The sequence below is a fragment of the Halopseudomonas nanhaiensis genome, assembly GCF_020025155.1.
GTDB classification, from domain to species: Bacteria; Pseudomonadota; Gammaproteobacteria; order Pseudomonadales; family Pseudomonadaceae; genus Halopseudomonas; species Halopseudomonas nanhaiensis.
On the sequence record NZ_CP073751.1, the window covers coordinates 605,566 to 625,666 of the forward strand.

General features: G+C 61.9%; 16 protein-coding genes. 11 read left to right on the forward strand and 5 right to left on the reverse strand.

Annotation, left to right across the window (positions count from 1 at the left end):
- Positions 1 to 77: 77 nt before the first annotated feature.
- Both KEM63_RS02775 and KEM63_RS02780 read left to right on the forward strand, forming a co-directional pair.
- Positions 78 to 656, forward strand: coding sequence for a TetR/AcrR family transcriptional regulator (locus KEM63_RS02775; RefSeq protein WP_223654690.1), 579 nt, complete (start codon positions 78 to 80; stop codon positions 654 to 656).
- Positions 657 to 739: 83 nt separating this feature from the next.
- On the forward strand, positions 740 to 1,111 hold the full coding sequence (locus KEM63_RS02780; protein WP_223654691.1) for a bleomycin resistance protein: 372 nt from the start codon (positions 740 to 742) through the stop codon (positions 1,109 to 1,111).
- A 17-nt stretch (positions 1,112 to 1,128) separates the two neighbouring features.
- On the opposite strand, the gene KEM63_RS02785 is transcribed toward KEM63_RS02780, so the two are convergent.
- The 3 genes from KEM63_RS02785 to atzF form a co-directional block, all read right to left on the reverse strand.
- Entirely contained in the window at positions 1,129 to 2,211 is a 1,083-nt protein-coding gene (locus KEM63_RS02785; RefSeq protein ID WP_223654692.1) for a catalase family protein, read from the reverse strand.
- Positions 2,212 to 2,315: 104 nt separating this feature from the next.
- The gene (locus KEM63_RS02790; protein WP_223654693.1) at positions 2,316 to 3,023 is read right to left on the reverse strand and encodes a GntR family transcriptional regulator; all 708 of its coding nucleotides are present in this window, start codon (positions 3,021 to 3,023) and stop codon (positions 2,316 to 2,318) included.
- A gap of 1 nt (position 3,024) precedes the next feature.
- A complete protein-coding gene (gene atzF, locus KEM63_RS02795) occupies positions 3,025 to 4,812 on the reverse strand; it encodes an allophanate hydrolase (RefSeq protein ID WP_223654694.1) in 1,788 nt (595 codons plus the stop codon).
- A gap of 726 nt (positions 4,813 to 5,538) precedes the next feature.
- Here atzF and KEM63_RS02800 point away from each other — a divergent pair.
- Complete coding sequence (locus tag KEM63_RS02800; RefSeq protein WP_223654695.1) at positions 5,539 to 6,702, forward strand: type III PLP-dependent enzyme; 1,164 nt, start codon at positions 5,539 to 5,541, stop codon at positions 6,700 to 6,702.
- Between the two features lie 326 nt (positions 6,703 to 7,028).
- Here the strand turns inward: KEM63_RS02800 and KEM63_RS02805 are convergent, their stop codons facing one another.
- Positions 7,029 to 7,934, reverse strand: coding sequence for an SDR family oxidoreductase (locus KEM63_RS02805; RefSeq protein WP_223654696.1), 906 nt, complete (start codon positions 7,932 to 7,934; stop codon positions 7,029 to 7,031).
- 227 nt (positions 7,935 to 8,161) lie between these two features.
- Here KEM63_RS02805 and KEM63_RS02810 point away from each other — a divergent pair, with 227 nt between their 5' ends.
- The 6 genes from KEM63_RS02810 (at position 8,162) to KEM63_RS02835 (ending at position 15,237) form a co-directional block, all read left to right on the forward strand.
- A complete protein-coding gene (locus KEM63_RS02810; RefSeq protein WP_223654697.1) occupies positions 8,162 to 8,857 on the forward strand; it encodes a response regulator transcription factor in 696 nt (231 codons plus the stop codon).
- Positions 8,854 to 10,206, forward strand: coding sequence for a sensor histidine kinase (locus tag KEM63_RS02815; protein WP_223654698.1), 1,353 nt, complete (start codon positions 8,854 to 8,856; stop codon positions 10,204 to 10,206). The genes KEM63_RS02810 and KEM63_RS02815 overlap by 4 nt, the downstream gene beginning before the upstream one ends.
- Before the next feature lie 84 nt (positions 10,207 to 10,290).
- A complete protein-coding gene (locus tag KEM63_RS02820) occupies positions 10,291 to 12,264 on the forward strand; it encodes a TonB-dependent receptor domain-containing protein (protein ID WP_223654699.1) in 1,974 nt (657 codons plus the stop codon).
- Positions 12,264 to 13,388 (forward strand): ABC transporter substrate-binding protein, encoded by a 1,125-nt coding sequence (locus KEM63_RS02825; RefSeq protein ID WP_223654700.1) that lies wholly within the window; start codon positions 12,264 to 12,266, stop codon positions 13,386 to 13,388. The genes KEM63_RS02820 and KEM63_RS02825 overlap by 1 nt, the downstream gene beginning before the upstream one ends.
- Positions 13,385 to 14,431: a FecCD family ABC transporter permease gene (locus KEM63_RS02830; RefSeq protein WP_223654701.1), complete on the forward strand. Its 1,047-nt coding sequence runs from the start codon at positions 13,385 to 13,387 to the stop codon at positions 14,429 to 14,431. Before KEM63_RS02825 ends, KEM63_RS02830 begins: the two co-directional genes overlap by 4 nt.
- On the forward strand, positions 14,431 to 15,237 hold the full coding sequence (locus KEM63_RS02835; RefSeq protein WP_223654702.1) for an ABC transporter ATP-binding protein: 807 nt from the start codon (positions 14,431 to 14,433) through the stop codon (positions 15,235 to 15,237). The genes KEM63_RS02830 and KEM63_RS02835 overlap by 1 nt, the downstream gene beginning before the upstream one ends.
- A gap of 66 nt (positions 15,238 to 15,303) precedes the next feature.
- On the opposite strand, the gene KEM63_RS02840 is transcribed toward KEM63_RS02835, so the two are convergent.
- On the reverse strand, positions 15,304 to 16,485 hold the full coding sequence (locus tag KEM63_RS02840; protein WP_223654703.1) for an acetyl-CoA C-acyltransferase: 1,182 nt from the start codon (positions 16,483 to 16,485) through the stop codon (positions 15,304 to 15,306).
- Positions 16,486 to 16,699: 214 nt separating this feature from the next.
- Here KEM63_RS02840 and KEM63_RS02845 point away from each other — a divergent pair, with 214 nt between their 5' ends.
- Complete coding sequence (locus KEM63_RS02845) at positions 16,700 to 18,382, forward strand: fatty acid--CoA ligase (RefSeq protein WP_223654704.1); 1,683 nt, start codon at positions 16,700 to 16,702, stop codon at positions 18,380 to 18,382.
- A 285-nt stretch (positions 18,383 to 18,667) separates the two neighbouring features.
- The gene (locus KEM63_RS02850) at positions 18,668 to 20,026 is read left to right on the forward strand and encodes a DUF1329 domain-containing protein (protein WP_223654705.1); all 1,359 of its coding nucleotides are present in this window, start codon (positions 18,668 to 18,670) and stop codon (positions 20,024 to 20,026) included.
- The last annotated feature ends 75 nt before the right edge of the window (positions 20,027 to 20,101 follow it).

The window sequence follows — 20,101 nt, forward strand, 5'->3', positions numbered from 1 at the left end:
TGCCTTTGCGTCGATATGACGCTACACTTTCTGCCTAGAACATAATTCTAGAATCATATTCTAATACGAGATGTGTCATGCCACGCAAGTCCCGCAAGGAAAGTATTTTGCTCGCGGCCCTCGAATGCTTTACCGAGCAGGGGGTCGAGTCGACGACCATCGAGATGATCCGGGATCGTGCCGACGCCAGCATCGGCAGCCTGTATCACCATTTCGGCAATAAGGAGCGGATCATCGGCGCGCTCTATCTGGCCGGTCTGGCGGACTACGTGACGGTACTCGAGAGCCGCATGGACGAAGCCACCAGCGCGGAAGCCTGCATCCGGCTGCTGGTCACCAGCTATATCGACTGGGTGGTGGCCAACCCGGACTGGGCGCGGTTCATTCTGCATAGCCGCAGTCGGGTCGAAGCGGGAGAGATGGGCCCCGCACTGCTCGAAGCCAATCAGCAGAACTATCTGCAGATTTACTCCCGTGTCGAGGCGCACCGCAGTGAGGGGTGTTTTCTCAAGGTGCCGCCGGACTGCTTCGTATCGATCATCATCGGCCCGTCACAGGAGTTCGCCCGGAACTGGCTGGCCGGGCGCACCCGGACCCATCTGGCCGATTGTCGCGATCTGTTCGCCGACATCGCCTGGCGCAGCGTGCGCGCCTAGGCCGATTAGGAGAGCAGGGGGAATGATCGCCGGCGGTCGCCACCTGCATGGCCGCCCCGGCAATTTTCAGCTAGGTTTCGCATATGACCACTCCACACATTCATGCAACCATCCCGGTGCTGGCCTCGTTGTCGATCGTCGAGACCGTGCATTTCTATAGTCAGCGGCTGGGCTTCGAACCGCTGCTGATACAGGCGGAGTACGCCATCATGCAGCGTGACGGCGCCGAGCTGCATTTCTGGCTTTGCCGGGAGCGGCATATCGCGGAAAACACCTCCTGCTACGTCAGAGTCGGCGGCACCCAGGGGCTGTATGAGGAGTTTCTGGCCAAGGGTCTCAATGTTCAGCCCCCGACGGAACGTGAGTGGGGCATGAAGGAGCTCTATGTCATCGATCCCCACGGGAACCTGATCAAGTTCGGCGAGCCTACGCCGCCGCCGCTGGACGAAGCGTAGACGCAGCCCGCCCCGTCTCAGCGGGGCTCGTGGATGGGACATCCGTTGTGCGAGGCGCGATAGCCGGCGGACATTTCGTAGGCGGGTTTGCGCGCGCGCATGATGCTGCCGAGCGGCCGATGTGCGGCGAGTCCGTGCCAGGGACTGAATGCCATGCCGTCATCGATTCGACGTGACAATGCTTCCGACCAGCCATCCTGCGGCTGAACCTCGATGCGCCCGACGGTGATGTAAGGACTCTCTGCTTCAGGCCATTCCACGGTAGCGTCCTCGATCGGCATCTTTTCCAGATCAGTCGCCAGTTGCACCCGAACCTCCCAGGTCCCGCCCTGGCTCCGGAAGTGCCCGGTCACCGCGTCGCGCAGTGCATTGGGTCGGTCCTTGAGTTCCAGCGGCTGATCCTTGAGTTGCTTGAGTTCCGGCGAGACGGGCGCAATGCTGACCTTGGCGAAATACGGTCCCCACAACATCGGCACCACGCTGTAGAAGGTCTCTCCCAACATGTTGGTGGCCGGATGTCCGCCGAGACTCTTGAGCGAGGCGCTCTCGCCCCCCGCCTTTTCGACTACCGCTTCGGTGCCACGCAGTACTGCCGACAGCGCCTGCTTGGCGTGCGGCGCCTTGTCGGTGGTCTTCGCCAGCAACTTCAGCGAGCGGGAAAAGGCCCTGGTGTCCGGCGCCATGAAGACCGGGGCGTTGACCATCACGAAGTCCTGGGTGCGGGCCTCTTCACTGCCCGGAAGACGCTTACCCGGAACATCCATGATCTTCAGCGCCAGCCCGCGCGGGGTGGACACCGTGTCAGCGAGGATGTCGCCCGGATTGGTCGACAGGCGCATGATCACCGGGTGGCTACCCGGCTGCGCAAAGGCCCCTTGCGCCAGCGCCTCCGGCAAATCGGCCGCCACTGTCAGCGTGCCTTCCAGCAGCCCATGGCTCTTCGCGTGGACGCTGCGGATGGCATGGCCGCCGTGAGCGTAAGTGGTCTCGAGAATATGCTGCAACGAGTCCATGATCTCCTGCTGAGTATCCGCTTCGCTTTCATGGATCTGTTCAAACTGCGGTTCGAAGGGTAGAGGGCGTATCGGTAGCTGGGGCATGCGCTGTCTCCTGAAACAGGCCGGTTCGCCGGGCGGCGGGGGCGTTCAGAAAGTGGACCGGGAGAATGACCGTCGGTTCTGCCTGAGCGTCGGCGGCGGCTCTGTTATCGCCCGGTTCGGCGACTCGCCTCGTAAAGCGTATGCAGGGTGATCTGGCGGACCTCGGCCTTGCTCTCCTGCACATGCGTACGCAGCAGCTCGCGAGCGCGGTCGGCGTCGCCAGCGAGAATACGTTCGATGATCGCGCCGTGCTCGTCGTAGGTGCATTGAATGCGGGCGGACTGGGTGAAATCCAGTCGGCGGACGATATGCAGGCGTTCACTGATGTCGTGATGAATCCGGGCCATCTCCCGATTGCCGGTGGCCTCGACGAGGTGTTCGTGGAAGCGTTCGTCCAGGGCGCAGACGGTCGGGCCATCGCTCAGCCGCGAGTCCCGGTCGACCAGCCAGATGTCTGCCAAGGTTTTCAGCTCCACCAGCGGTGGTGCGATACAGAGTTTCTCCACTGCGGCGAGTTCGAGCGCGATACGAACATCGTACAGCTGCTCGAACTGTGCGAACTCGAATGGACTGACCTGCCAGCCGCTACGAAAGGCGACCGATACGAACCCCTCCCGCGCAAGCCGGGTCAGCGCCTCGCGAACCGGCGTGCGACTCGCGCCGGTCAGCGTAGCGATCTCGTTTTCGGTGAAGCGCTCGCCGGGTAGCAGGCGGAAGCTGAAGATATCCTCCTTCAAACGGCGGTACACCCGCTCGGTCAGATTCTCCGGGCGCGCTGTCGAAGAGACCGGATCCGCTTCGCCTGTCGGCATGTCAGCTGTTCCGTGAAGCAATATAGGCACGCCAGCCGCCCAGATGAGTGATGTCGGTCGCCCCTTCCACGGCCGCTCCTTCGCAGATGAAACCCTTGACCTGGCGGCCGTCCTGCAGTGTCAGCGTGCCGATGCCAAGCGGAGCGGGAATGAGCGCGACGAAACTGCCGAATGCCTGCAGCGGCACGTCCCATAGTTCGACGATGATGGCGGCGCCGTCGGCGCTTCGGATCAGTCCGGGCTTGGGCGGGGTGGTATTGGGCAGTGCGTACAGCCGGTAGTTATCGGCCGTGAAGGTGCTCTCGACGAAGCGTGCACGGCGCTCCACCAGCTGCGTGTTGAGCGGCATCCCGGTGAGATGGGCGCCGACCACGGCGAGACGTACGTAGCCTTCAGGGGCGTCACGCGCCGGGGCAGGGGCAGGCAGCTCGCGCTGCGTAGCGCCCGCTTTCCACGGCGCGAAGGCCTGCCAGCGGCGACCGAACTCGGCCAGCGCTTCGTCCTGCCAGGCAGCCCCGATCAGCGTGATGCCAGATGGCAGCCCGTCATCGCGCATGCCCGCCGGTAGGGCCAGCGCAGAGCCATCGGCCAGGTTGACGAAATTGGTCCAGGTGCCGAGCTGGCTGTTGACCTCGACCGGTTCGGCGGCCACCTCCGCCAATGTGGGCAGGCGCGGTGCTGTGGGCACCAACAGCGCGTCGACCTGCTGCATGCGCAGCTGTATTTCGCGCGCCAGATCGGCACGGCGGTATTCGGCTCGGTAGGTATCGGCGGCGCTGAATCTGGCCGCGTTGGCGAGAATGCCGCGCACGACCTCATTCATCTGATCGGCATGCTCGTCCATGAACGAGGCGATCGCCGCGTAGCGCTCGGCTACCCAGGGGCCACCGTAGAGAAGTTCGGCGAGCTGCTGCATCGGGGCGAAGTCGATATCCACCAGCTCCACGGCCATCTCCTTCAGACGGGTCAGGCTGGCCTGCCAGGCCGCCTCGGCCTGGGTATCGCCGAACCAGGGCAACTGACTCGGTATGCCGAAGCGCGGCGAGGCCTGCATGAGGGTGGCCGGATGCTCCTGCTCGCGAGAGTAACCGTCCCTCGGGTCGAAGCCTGTCATGACTCTGGCGACGCTCTGCGCGTCTTCCACGTCCAGAGCGAAGATCGATACGCAGTCCAGACTGCGGCAGGCAGGTATCACGCCGGTGGTGCTGAAGCGTCCACGGGTTGGCTTGAGTCCGACCAGGTTGTTGAAGCCGGCGGGGACCCTGCCGGAACCGGCGGTATCGGTGCCCAGGCTGAACGGGACCAGGCCGCGGGCTACCGCGACCGCCGAGCCGGAGCTGGAACCACCGGAGACGTAGTCCGGATTGAAGCTGTTGGGTACCGCGCCGTACGGCGAGCGCGTGCCGACCAGACCGGTGGCGAACTGATCCAGATTGGTCTTGGCCATGATGATTGCGCCGGCGGCCCGTAGGCGAGCAACGCTGGTGGCGTCAGCGGCTGCGACGTATCGGAAGGCAGGGCAGGCGGCGGTCGTCGGGAGTCCCGCTACGTCGATGTTGTCCTTGATTACGCAGGGCACGCCGTACAGGGGCAGCGCGCGGGCATCGTCCATCGCATCGAGCTGATCCAGTTGGCTGGAGAGTTCAGCGGCAGTGACCACATGAATGAATGCCGGGTCTTCGGGCTCGAAGTGTTCGAGCAGCGTCATCAGCGCATGCCGGGGCGTTTGGCCGTCTTCGCGATAGGCCCTGAGCCATTCCCTGATTGTCCAGCCGTTTTGCGTTGCCATCGATCCTCCTGCGGATTCAATACGATCTTGTATACAAGTTGGTATTCAGCAGGGTTCGTGCCAGAACGGCGGCAGATGGCGTGTGACTCGCCAGCCGGTAGCCATGGGGCCTTCCCGCTCACCTTGCCAGAGTCGTGGCCTGATGATCACTGCCAACGACTGGTGCCGCGTGCATCCGGAAGCCTTGTTTTGGTGCGTTTGACGCGTCGCATCGAACGGGTGTTTCGTCGAGAGCAGCCGAACGGTGCAAACCGGCGATGGTCTACGCTTGGACATTACAAACCGAGGCACTGGTGGAGCCGGCTCTGGTCGGAATCGCTCCGTGGCGGTCACTCGATCGTCACGAGCGCACACCAGACTGCTCGAAATGTCTGGCAGGTATTGACCACACGACCGCTTGGTTTTATGGTTCGCCCCGAACGTTGAGGCTGGCACGATCCATACGGCTCAAGTACTGACGACGAGACAGCAAGACCACGGTTGCCGCCGCGGACTTATTGCTTTCGGCGCACGCCTTGGGAAGTAGGCGAACCAAAGTGGGGATACTGATCAGACGTTCGCACCCCCGGGTTGTGTGTTGGCCATATATCGTTCGGAGCGCTTCCGTCGGAAAGCGCGCCGCAGTCCTCGTCTGCATGCGACTGCTGCGCGCTCATCTGCCCTGCATCTGATCGTCATGTCCTCACGCGGCCCGAATCCGGAACTCACAGCTTTGGAGCCGACGCCATGTCCATCAAACTCGAAGACTACTTCGACAAAGAGACCTTCAGCCGCATCAAGGACCGTGCCGATCAGCACGACACGCCGTTTCTCGTGGTTGACCTGAAGACCATCGACCGCGCATACGACGACCTGGTCGAAGGCTTTCCCTTCGCCAAGATCTACTACGCGGTGAAAGCCAATCCGTCCAATGAAGTGCTGGGCCTGTTGAAAGACAAGGGCTCGAACTTCGACATCGCCTCGATCTACGAGCTGGAGAAGGTCATGGCTCTGGGTGTACGTCCGGAGCAGATCAGCTTCGGCAACACCATCAAGAAGTCCAAGCACATCCGCGCCTTCTACGAGAAGGGCGTACGGCTGTTCGCCACCGATTCCGAAGCGGATCTGCGCAACATCGCCAAGGCAGCACCGGGCTCGAAAGTCTACGTGCGCATCCTTACTGAAGGTTCGACCACTGCCGATTGGCCGCTGTCGCGCAAGTTCGGCTGCCAGACCGACATGGCCATGGACCTGCTGGTGCTGGCCAAGGAACTGGGTCTCGATCCCTACGGCATCTCCTTCCACGTCGGCTCGCAGCAGCGCGATATCGGCGCGTGGGACGCGGCGATTGCCAAGGTAAAGGTCATCTTCGAGCGTCTGAAGGAAGAAGACGGCATCACCCTGAAGATGATCAACATGGGTGGCGGCTTCCCGGCGAACTATCTGACCAAGACCAATACCTTGCAGACTTACGCCGAAGAGATCACCCGCTTCCTGCAGGAAGACTTCGGTGACGAGCTGCCGGAGATCATTCTCGAGCCGGGTCGTTCGCTGATTGCCAACGCAGGCATCCTGGTCAGCGAAGTGGTGCTGGTATCGCGCAAGTCACACACAGCGCTCGAGCGCTGGGTGTTCACCGACGTGGGCAAGTTCTCCGGCCTGATCGAAACCATGGACGAGTCGATCAAGTTCCCGATCTATGTCGAAAAGAAGGGCGAGCTGGAAGAAGCGGTCATCGCCGGGCCGACCTGCGACAGCGCCGACATCATGTACGAGAACTACAAGTACGGCCTGCCGCTGAACCTGGCGATCGGTGATCGTATGTACTGGCTGTCCACCGGCGCCTACACCACCAGCTACAGCGCGATCGAGTTCAACGGCTTTCCGCCGCTGGAGGCTTTCTACGTTTGACGTGGAAGGCAGCGGCGAGCTTCGAGCAGTAAGCTGCAAGCTGACCGAGTCGGCCTAAAAGAAAAAGCCCGCGCTGTCACCAGCGCGGGCTTTTTCGTGTGATGCGGAAGCCGCTCGGTGGATAACGCTGCGCGGTTTTCCACCCTACGTCAGGATGATGCCGGGCGATGCAGGGTGGATGGCCGAAGCCATCCACCGGGGTCATGAACCACAAGCGTCGAGCCCAAAGAAAAGCCCGCACTGCTTCCAGTGCGGGCTTTTTCATTTCTGCTGGCGCGGTCGGCGTGTCGCTTGCAGCTCAAAGCTTGCCGCTGCAAAGCCCGACGTCAGGCGAACTTCTGGATGTTCGCCATCAGCTCACGCAGCGCTTCGATATTGTCCTTCGGGTGCACGGCGCCTTCGAAGCTGCACAGCTTCTCGAAGTTGGCCGCGACATCTTCCGGCGTGAAGCCTTCGTCGGGGTTGAAGCCGATGCCCAGCGAACGCTCCCAGCGCACCTTGCCCATCCAGCCGCCGCCGACTTCGAACAGGCTACCCGTTTCCTTGCAGTCTTCCGAGCACAGATAGGCTACCAAGGGGCTGACCAGTTCGGGCTTGAGCTTTTCGAACGCGCCCGGCGGGAACAGGCCTTCGGTCATGCGCGTGCCGCCAGTCGGGGCGATCGCGTTGACGAAGATGTTGTTCTTGCGGCCTTCGATCGCCAGGGTGCGGGTCAGGCCGTACAGGCCCAGCTTGGCCATGCCGTAGTTGGCCTGGCCGAAGTTGCCATAGATACCGGAGGTGGAGGCAGTGAAGATCACGCGACCAAAGTTGCTGTCCTTCATGTGCGGCCAGGCGGCGTGGGTCACCTTGTAGGCGCCTTCCACGTGCACGCGATAGACCAGATCCCAGTCGGCATCGGTCATCTTGGCGAAGCTCTTGTCGCGCAGGATGCCGGCGTTGTTCACCACAACGTCGACACGGCCGAAGTTGTCCATGGCGCACTGGACGATCTTGTCGCCGTCGATCACGTTTTCCGGATTGGCTACTGCGGTGCCGCCAGCGGCCTTGATTTCCTCGACCACCTTCAGCGCGGCTTCGCTGTTGGCGCCTTCCCCCTGGGTGCTGCCACCCAGATCATTCACGATGACCTTGGCGCCATGCTTGGCGAACAGCAGTGCGTGGGCGCGGCCGATGCCACCACCGGCGCCGGTAACGATGACGACCTTGTCGTCAAAACGGATATCGCTCATGGATCATCCTCTCGGTATGCAGGTTAAAAACGGCGCCCAGTGTCGGCCATGGCCAAGGCGATTGGCAAGGGCTGCGCGCACCCTGAATATCCGTGCATAACCGCGCGGAACGCCCGTTTTCACGCTGAACCATCTGGCAGCCGCGCAGCTCCGATACTTTCGATGGTGGACAGATGACAAACTCCGATATGCGTATATGATAACCATTCGCATCAGGGAGGTTGGCGATGGGCGCGCATCTTGGCCGCATCATGATTATTGAAGATGATTCGACGCTGGGCGACCAACTCGCTCAATTATTGCAGGGTTGTGGATACGCTACGGAGCGCTACGAGGACGGCCTGGTGGGTCTGGATGCAGCGCTTGCGCGAGACGCTCAGTTGATCCTGTTGGACATCAAGCTTCCCGGTTTGAACGGCTTGAGCCTGCTCAAACGACTGCGTGAAGCCAAACAGACCCCGGTGATCATGCTCACCGCCTGCGGCGCGGAGGAGGAACGGATCCGGGGTCTGCGCCACGGTGCCGATGATTACCTGGCGAAGCCGTTCAATGTCGAGGAACTGACGTTGCGGATTGATGCGGTGCTCAGGCGTAGCCGGACTGCCCTTCGGGCCATGAAGACCGAGCCGACGCAGCTGCAGATCGGTGACTTGCGACTGGATCGGGCGTGTCAGACGGTACACGTGCGGCAGCAGATGATCGACATCACCCCCATACAGTTTCGTCTGTTGTGGCAGCTGGTCGCCCAGCGCGGCGAGGCATTGTCCAAGGCGTATCTGTACCGGCTCGTGTTCGACCGCGATTACAGTCGCTACGACCGCAGCCTGGAGATGCATATCAGCCGCATCCGCCGCCGTCTTCAGCAAGCAGGCCTCGCCGATCCGATCCAGACGCTGCATGGCCGCGGATACGTGTATTCATGAACCGGCCGCTGTGGTGGAAGCTCTGCGCAACGCTGGTGCTGGGCATGCTCGCGCTGTTCTGGACCATCTCGCATCTGACCTGGGAAGCCGAAGAGGCGATGAGCTTCATCGCGCAGGCGCATCAAAAGACGCTGCGCAGCTACGGCGCACAGGCTGAGGCGATCTACCGTGCCGGAAACGACGAAGCGCTCGCCAGTTGGCTGAATACCTTGCAGGAGCAGGAGTCGACATGGGCGGCGGTGGTTCGGACTGATCTTGAGCCAGTCGCCGGTAGCACGCTGTCGCCGCGCTTTGTCGAGGGCTTCGGCCTGGGGCGCGACGTGTCCTGGAAGATACATCTGTATTTTGATGAAAATCCGATCATGGACCTGCCGTTCAGCGATGGTCGCACGCACTTCGTGATTCAGCTGCCTGACCGGATGCGACCCGGGTTTTACTGGTCATCCTCACGGTTGCTGTTGCAGCTGGTGCTGCCGTTGACTGTGCTGCTGGTGATCTGCCTTGTGCTCTACCGCCACCTGATGCATCCATTGCGTCGCCTCGAACAAGCCGCGCGTCGCTTCAGCGAGGGCGACTTCAGTGCCCGAGTCGGGCTGGTGCCCGGCGTGCGCAAGGACGAAATAGCGGCACTCGCGCAGGCGTTCGACAGCATGGCCGACCGCACTGCAGAACTGATCCTGCAGCAGCGACAACGGTTGTCCGACATGTCCCATGAACTGCGCACGCCGCTTGCGCGAATCGGACTGGCGGTGAGCCTGGCCGAGCAGCAGGGCACCGATCAGCAGCTGGCCAAACGCATCCGCTCCGAATGCGATGAGATGCGCCGTCTGGTCGAGGACGCGCTGACCTTGAGCTGGCTGGAAAACGAATCACCGACGCTGCGCGATGAATCGCTGGACTTGACCGAATTGCTCGACACCCTCGTCGACGATGCGCGCTTCGAGTATCCCGACCGGGCGATAGATTCCACGCTGCCGGCTCAGGCGCCGTTGGCCGCGAGCAGTCACAGGGCGCTTGGCCAGGCGATAGAGAACGTTCTGCGCAACGCGCTGATTCACACACCGGTCGGCGGTACCGTGCGCGTCGAGCTGGCAGAGCGTCGCCATCAATGGCACCTGACGGTTGTCGATCAGGGGCCGGGCGTGCCCGGCGACATGCTCGAACGAATATTTCATCCGTTCTTCCGGGCGCCGTCGAGAGAGACGTCTGGCCGCTCCGGCTTCGGTCTCGGTCTGGCATTGGCCAGACGGCAGATCCGCGCCACCGGCGGCACCATTTCAGCCCGCAATGTAGCAAGTGGCGGGCTGGCGATCGACATTCTGCTGCCGCGACACACGGAGGAGGCGTAACAATTGTAAAAGTGGTTTATTGCACGGGCGAGGTAAATGAGAATGCGCACCAAATGAGAATCAGTATTGATAGGAGTAGGTCGCATGTCTCATCGTGTCGTTGCAGGGAGCCTGGGGTTGGCCCCGCTTGCTGTGGGCTTTTCGCTCCTTGGCTGTATCCCGTTGGCCAAGGCTCAGGAGGTGGTGACCGAGCTGCCCACCTTGCAAATCGTCGGTGAGCGCCAGTCCGCTTCCTGCCGCAGTGTCTCGTCAGAGGAGCTGTCGCATTATCAGGCGGCTGACCTGGAAGATGTCTTTGCATCCGAGCCCGATGTCAGCGTCGGTGGCGGGCACAGCGTTGCGCAGAAACTCTACCTACGCGGCATCGAAGACACGCTGTTGAACATTCGCATAGATGGTGCGCAGCAGGTCGGACAGACGTTCCATCACACCGGTCGTATCACCATTGAGCCGGAGCTGCTCAAGCGGGCGGATATCCAGGCCGGTACTTCCGATGCCCTGGCCGGTCCCGGTGCCCTGGGCGGTAGCATTCGCTTCGTCACCAAGGATCCGGAGGATTTGCTGCGGCCTGGCGAGAACCTCGGCGCACTGACCAAGGGTACCTATTTCAGCAACGCCGAAGGTTACAAGGCCAGCGCCAGCGTCTTCGGTCGGTTTTCGGAAGACTGGTCAGGGCTGCTAATGGCAACCCATCAGGATCAGAACGACTACGAGGACGGCAGCAACGACGTCGTGTATGGCTCCGGCTCGCGTCAGGGGCTGGGGTTCGCCAAGCTGGTGGGCCATCTGAGCGAGGCTCAGACCCTGCGGCTGAGCTATGAACGTCGCGAGGACGAGGGCGAGCGTACCCAGCGTCCGCAGTGGGTACCGAGCTCGTTCAACCGCCTGTATCCGATCGACAATCAGCGCGAAACCTGGAATGTCGGTTATGCATTCGCACCCGCTCACATGCCGCTGGTTGATGTCGAGCTGACGACGTTTCACACGCAGAATCACCTCGAGCAAAACGTGATCGGTCGTTGGGGGTTGTACGAGTCACAGGCAGAGTCCTGGGGATTCGATGCACGCAACACAAGCCTAGTCGGCGATCACCAGTTGACATACGGATTTGATTACCGCGAAGACGATCTCACTGCCGGGCCCGGCACGGACCCTTCCGAGCAGGAGCAGCTAGGGCGTGTGCAGGGCGTATATGTCCAGGATTACTGGAGCCTGACCGATCGCCTGCTGTTCGGCCTCGGTGCGCGTTATGATCGCTACCGCCTGACCGACAGCGACGGGCAGCGTTTCGATGAAAGCGACCTGAGTCCGAACGCCAGCCTGCGCTTTCAGGCGACGCCGGCTCTCGCCTTGCGCGCAGCGCACACCAGGGCTTTCCGCGGTCCGCAGGTACGCGATGGGTTCAAGGCGGATAGCGCCGCGCTGGCTCCCGATCTGCAGCCGGAACAGGCCCGTACGTCCGAGCTGGGCTTCGATTATGCGAAGCGTCGCTGGACACTGGCAGGCAAGGTGTATCGCACCGAGATTCAGGATGCCATTGCCGACCCCGTCCCGCGTCCGGCGGTCTATCTCAACGCTGGCGATCTGGAGTCCGAAGGTGTGCTGGTTGAGGCTGGCTATCACTGGGATGCCTTGAGTGTCGGCGCGAGTTACCATCACAACGACAGCACCATCGACGGCAACGACCTGAACGTGTACGAGCACAACGGTCTCGGCGCCAGCGTCGGCGACACCTGGGTTCTCAACGCCGATTATCAATACAGCGCCTCGCTCACGTTCGGTTGGCTGGGCCGTTTCGTGGAGTCGATCGATTCGCTCGAGACCAGCGTAGGCCGGATCGACAAGCCGGGGTACGGCGTGCATGACTTGTACGTGAGCTGGCTGCCGTTGGCGGACGAGTCGCTGAACCTCACGCTGACGCTGAAAAATGCGCTCGACAAGGATTACCTCGATCACGCCAGCAATGAAGATTTCGAGGCCATCGAGGAGTACGAAGGCATAATCGGCTCGGCAGAGCCAGGCCGCGAGCTTCGTCTGTCTGCCGCGTTGCGCTTCTGATGACGGTACGACTCATAGGGCGCAGCGCGGCAAGAGGCCTGCTGGCTGCGCTGCTGTTCGCCTGCACGATGCCCGCTATGGCCATGCAGGACCTGGCGGGCCGGGAGCTCACCCGGCCGGCTGAGGTCAAGCGAGTGGTTTTGGGCGAAGGCCGTCTGTTACCGGTACTGGCCATACTCGAAGGCGATGAGCTCACCGACCGCCTGGTGGGCATGCCGCGTGATCTGCCTCTGGTATCACCGGGCACTCATGAGGCCTACCGCCAGCGCTTTCCGGAAATAGACCAGCTCCCCGCTGTAGGGCGTGGTAGCGCCGACACCTTCAATGCTGAACAGGTGCTGGCACTCAGGCCCGATCTGGTGGTGCTCAGCCTGCATGGTCATGGCCCGGGTGCAGGCGAGACGAGGCTAGTTGAGCAGCTCGAAGCCGCGGGAGTCGCGGTAGCCTTCGTCGACTTTCGTAACGAGCCGCTGCGACATACGCCGCGCAGCATCGAGCTGCTGGGTTGGCTGCTGGATCGGGAAGATGCTGCGCAAGAGTTCGTGTCTTACTACCAGGCCCAGCTGGACGACATTCGCACGCGGCTGGACACCGTAACCGAGCGTCCGACCGTGTTCCTGCACAGTCGCGCCGGGCTGTCCGACGTGTGTTGCGAGACCATGGCCCGCGGCATGCTGGCCAATCTGCTCGATGCGGCCGGCGGTCAAAACCTGGCGTCGAACCTGCTGCCTGGGGCAGTCGGAACGATCAGCCTCGAACTGCTGATGACGCGTCCCGCCGACCTTTACGTGGCCAGCGGAGTCGGGTCACAAAGCTCGTTCGAGCGCGGCGCAAAGTATGTGGCGATGGGGCCGGGAGTTAGCGAAACAGCAGCGCGCACCACGCTGCGCAAGCTGGTCGAGGAGCCACCGTTGTCGCGAGTCCCCACGCTAGCCAACGGCAAGGTGGCGGCCATCTGGCACGATTTCTACAACACCCCGTTCAATATCGTTGCGGTGCAGGTGTTGGCGAAATGGCTGCATCCGGCTGCGTTCGCTGACGTCGATCCCGCACAGACGCTGCAGACCATGCAGCAGCGCTTTCAACCCGTAGCGCTGCCCGGCACGTATTGGGTGATGTTGTGAGCACAGCTCTGTCACAAGCCTATCGACGACTGATATTCAAGCGTGCGGCGGTGCTCGCGGCATTGCTGGTGCTCAGCATCGCCTCGTTCATCATCGACCTATCGGTCGGTCCTGTGATGCTCAGCGGCGTAGAGGTGCTCGAAGCGATTCTGGGTCTGGAAACCGCTGATACCTTGAATCGGGTAGTGATTCTTGAGCTGCGGCTGCCCTACGCACTGATGGCACTGCTGGTCGGCGCCAGTCTGGGGTTGGCTGGCGCAGAGATGCAAACCGCGCTGAACAATCCATTGGCCAGTCCGTTCACCCTGGGTATCGGTGCCGCGGCAACGGTGGGAGCTTCGCTGGTCATCGTGTTCGGCGCACACTGGTCCGGACTCAGCCAGACCGTGCTGCTGCCGATCGCCGCCAGTTTCTGCGCAGCGGCGGCCTGCGCCCTGCTGCTGTTGGTGAGCCGGGTGCTGGGTACGGCCGTGCATACCCTGGTGCTATTCGGCATTGCGCTGCTATTCGGCCTCAACGCGCTGGTCGGCCTGATTCAGTTTCTTGCCGACGCCGAGGCAGTTCAGCAGATCGTGTACTGGACGTTGGGCAGTCTGGCTCGCTCCAGTCTGGACCGAGCCGCTTTGCTCGCTGTGGCGTTTGCGTTGTGCATGTTCTTCGCCTGGCGGCAGGCCTGGCCCATGACCCTGTTGCGCAGCGGGGAAGCTCAGGCGGCAAGTCTGGGGGTAGCGGTCGGCCGGTTGCGAGTCGCCGTATTCATCCGTGTCAGCGTGCTGACGGGGGTGGCTACCGCTTTCGTTGGTGAAGTCGGCTTCATCGGGTTGGTAGGCCCGCATGTTGCTCGCCTGTTGCTCGGAGAGGATCACCGCTTCTTTCTGCCGGGTAGCGCCCTGGCCGGCGCACTGTTGCTCTCGCTGGCGTCGGTCGCCAGCCGCAGCCTGCTGCCGGGCGTGATACTGCCGGTCGGTCTGGTGACCGCTCTGGTCGGGGTGCCGCTATTCATCGTCTTGATTACCGCGCGCGGTCAGCGAGGGCAGTGGTGATGCTGCATATCGATCAACTGTCGTGCTCGTATGGCAAACATGTGGTGCTTCGAGCTGTTTCGCTGGCACCGGTCGAGGGCGGGTCACTGGTGGCGCTACTCGGGCCCAACGGTGCGGGCAAGTCGACGCTGATCCGTGCCCTCGCCGGGGTGCAACCGTCCACCGGACGCGTCGCGCTTAACGGCGAACAGGTAGGCCAGATGAGCGTCGTTGACCGTCACCGAAACCTGGCTTACCTGCCGCAAACCCTGCCGCAAGCTTCTTCGCTGGTGGTGTACGAACTGCTCTTGGGATCGGCGCGCCTGGCCGGGATGACTGCAGATGAGAGTGTGCGGGAGATCGAAGCCGTGTCGGCGCGACTCGACATCACGCCGCTTCTCCTTCGTCAGTTGGCGCAGCTGTCCGGCGGGCAGCGGCAGATGGTTGGGCTGGCGCAGACGCTGGTCCGTCGTGCATTGCTGTTGCTTCTCGACGAGCCTACCAGTGCACTGGACTTGCGCTGGCAGTTGAAGGTGCTGGAAGTGGTGAAGGAATACGTCGAGCGTGAGCAGCGTATCGCTCTGTTCGCCTGCCACGATCTGAATCTGGCGCTGCGCTTCGCCAGCGATGTCGTGTTATTGGGAGGCGAGGGGCAATGCCGAACCGGCACTCCGGCTGACTTGATCACGCCCGAAGCGCTACAGCGAACCTATGGGGTGCAAGCTCGGGTAGAACGCTGTTCGCAGGGTTACCCGGTGGTGCTGGCCGACGCGGCGCTGGGCGTCGATTTGCAGGCTGATGCCAGGCCTGAAGGCCCCGGGCGGTAGGGCGGCAGTCGCTAAAAAAAAGGCCGCCCGGTTGGGGCGGCCCGGATCTGTCTCAGGGAAACCTAATCAGATCAGTTCGATCGCCACTGCCGTCGCTTCGCCGCCGCCGATACACAACGATGCGACGCCGCGCTTGCCGCCGGTCTTCTGCAGCGCATTGATCAACGTGACGATGATGCGCGAACCAGTAGAGCCGACCGGGTGGCCCTGGGCGCAGGCGCCGCCGTAAATGTTGACTTTGGCATGGTCGAGGCCGTGCTCACGCATCGCCAACATGGTGACCATGGCGAAAGCTTCGTTGATTTCGAACAGGTCGACCTCGTCCTTGCTCCAGCCGGTCTTGTCGAACAGGTTGGCCATGGCGCCGATCGGGGCGAGAGTAAACTCGCTCGGGTCCTGGCTCTGGGTAGCATGGCCGACGATACGAGCCAGCGGCTTCAGGCCGCGGCGCTCGGCTTCGGCTGCGGTCATCAGAACCACTGCGCTGGCGCCGTCGGAAATCGAACTGGCGTTGGCCGCGGTGACGGTGCCGTCCTTGCGGAATGCGGGCTTGAGCCCGGGGATCTTTTCAATATTGGCGTTGTGCGGCTGTTCGTCGTCCTTCACGACGACTTCACCCTTGCGGGTTTGCACCGTGACCGGGACGATCTCGCTTTCCAGCGAACCATTGTCGATCGCCGCCTTGGCGCGCTTGAGCGACTCGATGGCGTAGGCGTCCATCTCTTCGCGCGTCACGCCGTTCTTGTCGGCCGTGTCCTGAGCGAAGGAGCCCATCAAACGACCGGTGCGAGCGTCTTCCAGGCCGTCGAGGAACATGTGGTCCTTGATTTCGGCGTGGCCCATGCGCATGCCGCTGCGAGCCTTTTCCATCAGGTAGGGCGCGTTGGACATGCTCTCCATGCCGCCGGCGACCATGACCTGATTGGTGCCCGCCTTGAGCGCGTCATGCGCCAGCATCACCGCCTTCATGCCGGAGCCGCAAAGTTTGTTGATGGTGGTGCAGCCGGTCGCTGCAGGCAACCCTGCATTGAGCGATGCCTGGCGGGCAGGACCCTGCTTGAGACCTGCTGGCAGCACGCAGCCCATGATGACTTCCTGCACATCCGTCGGCGCGATGCCGGCACGCGATACTGCTTCGCGAATGGCCAGGGCACCCAGATCGACTGCCGAGACGCTCGACAGGCTGCCCTGAAAGCCACCCATGGGGGTGCGCACGCCACTGACAATGACGATATCGTTCTGAGACATCTTGAACTCCTGCATGACCAATTGTGTATAGAAAGTCATCAAGCGACTTTATGCGGCGAAGTATACCCTTATTAATACGAGGCGGGCCGAGTATGATCAGGTTCATACTTTGGAGTGATAGGTGGCTATTCGATAGCTTGGCTATAGTGCTCCACATGGCGCGCCTCGCTGCGCGACCCGACCCCTACAATCCCAAGAAGATCAGGTCACACATATGCTCACTACCCGCGTGCTCAAGCCGACCGAGTCGGCCTATTCAACTCCGTTGCTGATCAAGAACCTGCTGTTGTCGGGTCGACGCTACGAGCGCAGCCAGGAAATCGTCTATCGCGATATCAGCCGCTACGACTACGCCACCTTCTATCAGCGCATCTGCCGTGCGGCCAACGCGCTGACCAAGGCCGGCGTCAAGCCGGGCCAGACGGTCGCGGTGATGGACTGGGACAGTCACCGCTATCTGGAAATGATGTTCGCCGTGCCGATGCTCGGCGCTGTTCTGCACACCATCAATATCCGCCTGTCGCCCGAACAGATTCTCTACACGATGAATCACGCCGAAGACATCTTCGTGCTGATCAACAGCGAATTCGTGCCGATCTACAAGGCGATCGAAGGTCAGTTGACCACTGTCGAGAAGACCATCCTGCTGACCGATGGCGATGACAAGACCGCCGATCTGCCCGGCCTGGTGGGTGAGTACGAGCAGCTGCTTGCGGCCGAACAGCCGGAGTACGAATTCGCTGATTTCGACGAGAACTCGGTGGCCACCACCTTCTACACCACCGGTACCACGGGCAATCCGAAAGGTGTGTATTTCAGTCATCGCCAGCTGGTGCTGCATACCCTGACACAGGCAGGCGCACTCGGCGGACTGGATACCGTCCGCATGCTCGGCAACCGCGACGTGTATATGCCGATCACGCCGATGTTCCATGTTCACGCCTGGGGCATCCCGTACACCGCGACGCTGCTTGGCGTAAAACAGGTCTACCCGGGGCGTTACGAGCCGGAGCTGCTGGTCCAGCTGATCAAGCAGGAGAAGGTGACGTTCTCCCACTGCGTGCCGACGATTCTGCAGATGGTGCTCAACACGCCCAGTGCCAAGGGTCACGATTTCGGCGGCATGAAAGTCATCATCGGCGGCAGTGCGCTGAACCGTGGGCTGTACGAAGCGGCCAGGAAGCAGGGAATGCATCTGTCGGCGGCCTATGGCATGTCCGAAACCTGCCCGCTCATCTCCAGTGGCTACGTCAACCTCGAGCTCGAGGCTGGCAGTGAAGACGAGCGCGCGACCTACAAGATCAAGGCCGGTGTCCCGGTTCCTCTGGTCGAAGCGCGCCTGATGAATGCCAAGGGCGAATTTCTGCCACACGATGGCAAGACCCAGGGCGAGCTGGTGTTGCGCGCTCCGTGGCTGACCCAGGGCTATTTCCGCGAGCCGGAGAAGAGTGACGAGCTGTGGGAACACGGCTGGATGCACACCGGTGACGTGGCAGCTATCGACAGTATGGGCTTCATCGAAATCCGCGATCGCATCAAGGATGTGATCAAGACCGGTGGCGAGTGGATATCCTCGCTCGAGCTGGAAGATCTGATCAGCACCAGTCCGGCAGTCAAGGAAGTCGCGGTGGTTGGCGTGCCTGATCCGCAGTGGGACGAGCGCCCGTTTGCGCTGATCGTGGCGGCAGAGGGATACGAAATGGATGCGAAGACTTTGCGCGATCACCTCAAGCCGTTCGTCGACGAAGGCCGCATCAACAAGTGGGCTGTGCCGACGCAGATAGCCAGTGTTACCGAAATACCCAAAACCAGCGTCGGCAAGCTGGACAAGAAGCGTATCCGCGGCGAGATCGCCGAGTGGCAGGAGGCTCAAGCCCCCTTTCTGTCTACGCTGTAGCGCTTTCGGGCTCGACCCCGGTCGGGGTAACACTCCGGCCGGGCCTGCTTCTCCGCCTGGCGCGTCGTTGCCGTTCCACGGCTCGCTGTGATTTTGGCGGCGTGCTTTTGGCGCCGCGACATTTCTTCAGGTTGGCTCAATTCATACTTTGGACTGATCACGTCCGGCATGGCGCTTGGCTATAGTTCGCGACCGAATCAGGGTCGTATGCGCACCGCGTGGCGGCACCTGCATCGTTCAACGCCTGGACGTCCGTCCCGGCCCCAAGCAAAGCAGAGCAAAACCATGAAGCCAACCCTTCTTTCTTCGGCTGTTCTGGCATGGGCCCTGGCGGCCGGTGCAGCGAACGCAGCCGTTTCCGAGCAGCAAGCCGCTGAACTCGGCAAGAGCCTCACTCCGGTAGGGGCAGAAAAAGCCGGCAACGCCTCCGGCACGATTCCCGAGTGGACCGGCGGTCTGGCCAAGGACGCCGCACCGGTGCAGAACGGATTCATGACCAATCCGTACGCCGATGACAAGCCCGAGTTCGTCATTACTGCTGCCAATTACGAGCAGTATGCCGAGCAGCTGACTCCGGGTCAGATCGCGATGTTCAAGCGGTATCCCGACAGCTACAAGATGCCGGTGTACCCGACCCGTCGCAGCATCGTGCTGCCTGACGAAGTCAATGAAGCCACTCGCGAAAACGCGGTAAACACGCGTCTGGTGCAGGGCGGCAACGGTCTGGAGAACTACAAGCTGGCCAATGCCTTCCCGATTCCGCAGGACGGTCTGGAAGTGATCTGGAACCAGATCACCCGCTATCGCGGCCACTCGATGGAGCGCGTGCTGACTCAGGCAACGCCGCAGACCAATGGCAACTTCACCATCGTGCGTTTCAATGAGCAGTACGTGGTGCCGCAGGCGCTGACCGACTACGACGCGGCGCGCATGGGCAATATCCTGTACTACTTCAAACAGCAGGTGACCGACCCGGGCCGTCTGGCCGGTAACGTGCTGCTGGTCCACGAGACCATCAATCAGGTCGAAACGCCGCGCATGGCCTGGATCTACAACGCCGGTCAGCGTCGCGTCCGTCGTGCACCGCAGGTGTCCTACGATGGTCCAGGTACCGCAGCCGATGGCCTGCGTACCTCTGACAACCTCGATATGTACAACGGCGCACCGGATCGTTACGACTGGGAGCTGGTAGGCAAGAAGGAAATCTTCATCCCGTACAACAGCTATGAGCTGGAGTCGCCGAAGTACAAGTATGCCGACGTGATCAAGGCCGGCCACATCAATCAGGACCTGACCCGTTACGAGCTGCATCGCGTGTGGGAACTGAAGGCCAAGGTGAAGGCTGATCAGCGCCACATCTACGCCCAGCGTCACGTATTCATTGACGAGGACTCCTGGCAGGCCGCGCACATCGACCATTACGACGCTCGTGGCGAGCTGTGGCGTGTAGCCGAAGCGCACACCCTGCATCGCTACGATGCACAGGTTCCTGGCTACGCGCTGGAAACCCTGTATGACCTGGTAGCGGGGCGCTATCTGGCCATGGGCATGTACAACGAGGAAAGCCGCGGTTACAACTACGACTACAAGGCCAACTCGAACGAGTTCACCCCGGCGGCACTGCGCCAGTCCGGCGTACGCTGATCGAGCGTGCATGAACCCCGCCGGCGCATGCCGGCGGGGTTTTGTCGTGTCTGCCTGTTACAAATCGATATAACC

Coding starts and splice junctions, on each gene's coding strand:
- KEM63_RS02845 (WP_223654704.1), top strand. CDS start 16,700: ATGCTCACTACCCGCGTGCTCAAGCCGACCGAGTCGGCCTATTCAACT.
- KEM63_RS02820 (WP_223654699.1), top strand. CDS start 10,291: ATGTCTCATCGTGTCGTTGCAGGGAGCCTGGGGTTGGCCCCGCTTGCT.
- KEM63_RS02810 (WP_223654697.1), top strand. CDS start 8,162: ATGGGCGCGCATCTTGGCCGCATCATGATTATTGAAGATGATTCGACG.
- KEM63_RS02790 (WP_223654693.1), bottom strand. CDS start 3,023: ATGCCGACAGGCGAAGCGGATCCGGTCTCTTCGACAGCGCGCCCGGAG.
- KEM63_RS02850 (WP_223654705.1), top strand. CDS start 18,668: ATGAAGCCAACCCTTCTTTCTTCGGCTGTTCTGGCATGGGCCCTGGCG.
- KEM63_RS02785 (WP_223654692.1), bottom strand. CDS start 2,211: ATGCCCCAGCTACCGATACGCCCTCTACCCTTCGAACCGCAGTTTGAA.
- KEM63_RS02805 (WP_223654696.1), bottom strand. CDS start 7,934: ATGAGCGATATCCGTTTTGACGACAAGGTCGTCATCGTTACCGGCGCC.
- atzF (WP_223654694.1), bottom strand. CDS start 4,812: ATGGCAACGCAAAACGGCTGGACAATCAGGGAATGGCTCAGGGCCTAT.
- KEM63_RS02775 (WP_223654690.1), top strand. CDS start 78: ATGCCACGCAAGTCCCGCAAGGAAAGTATTTTGCTCGCGGCCCTCGAA.
- KEM63_RS02800 (WP_223654695.1), top strand. CDS start 5,539: ATGTCCATCAAACTCGAAGACTACTTCGACAAAGAGACCTTCAGCCGC.
- KEM63_RS02840 (WP_223654703.1), bottom strand. CDS start 16,485: ATGTCTCAGAACGATATCGTCATTGTCAGTGGCGTGCGCACCCCCATG.
- KEM63_RS02780 (WP_223654691.1), top strand. CDS start 740: ATGACCACTCCACACATTCATGCAACCATCCCGGTGCTGGCCTCGTTG.
- KEM63_RS02825 (WP_223654700.1), top strand. CDS start 12,264: ATGACGGTACGACTCATAGGGCGCAGCGCGGCAAGAGGCCTGCTGGCT.
- KEM63_RS02835 (WP_223654702.1), top strand. CDS start 14,431: ATGCTGCATATCGATCAACTGTCGTGCTCGTATGGCAAACATGTGGTG.
- KEM63_RS02815 (WP_223654698.1), top strand. CDS start 8,854: ATGAACCGGCCGCTGTGGTGGAAGCTCTGCGCAACGCTGGTGCTGGGC.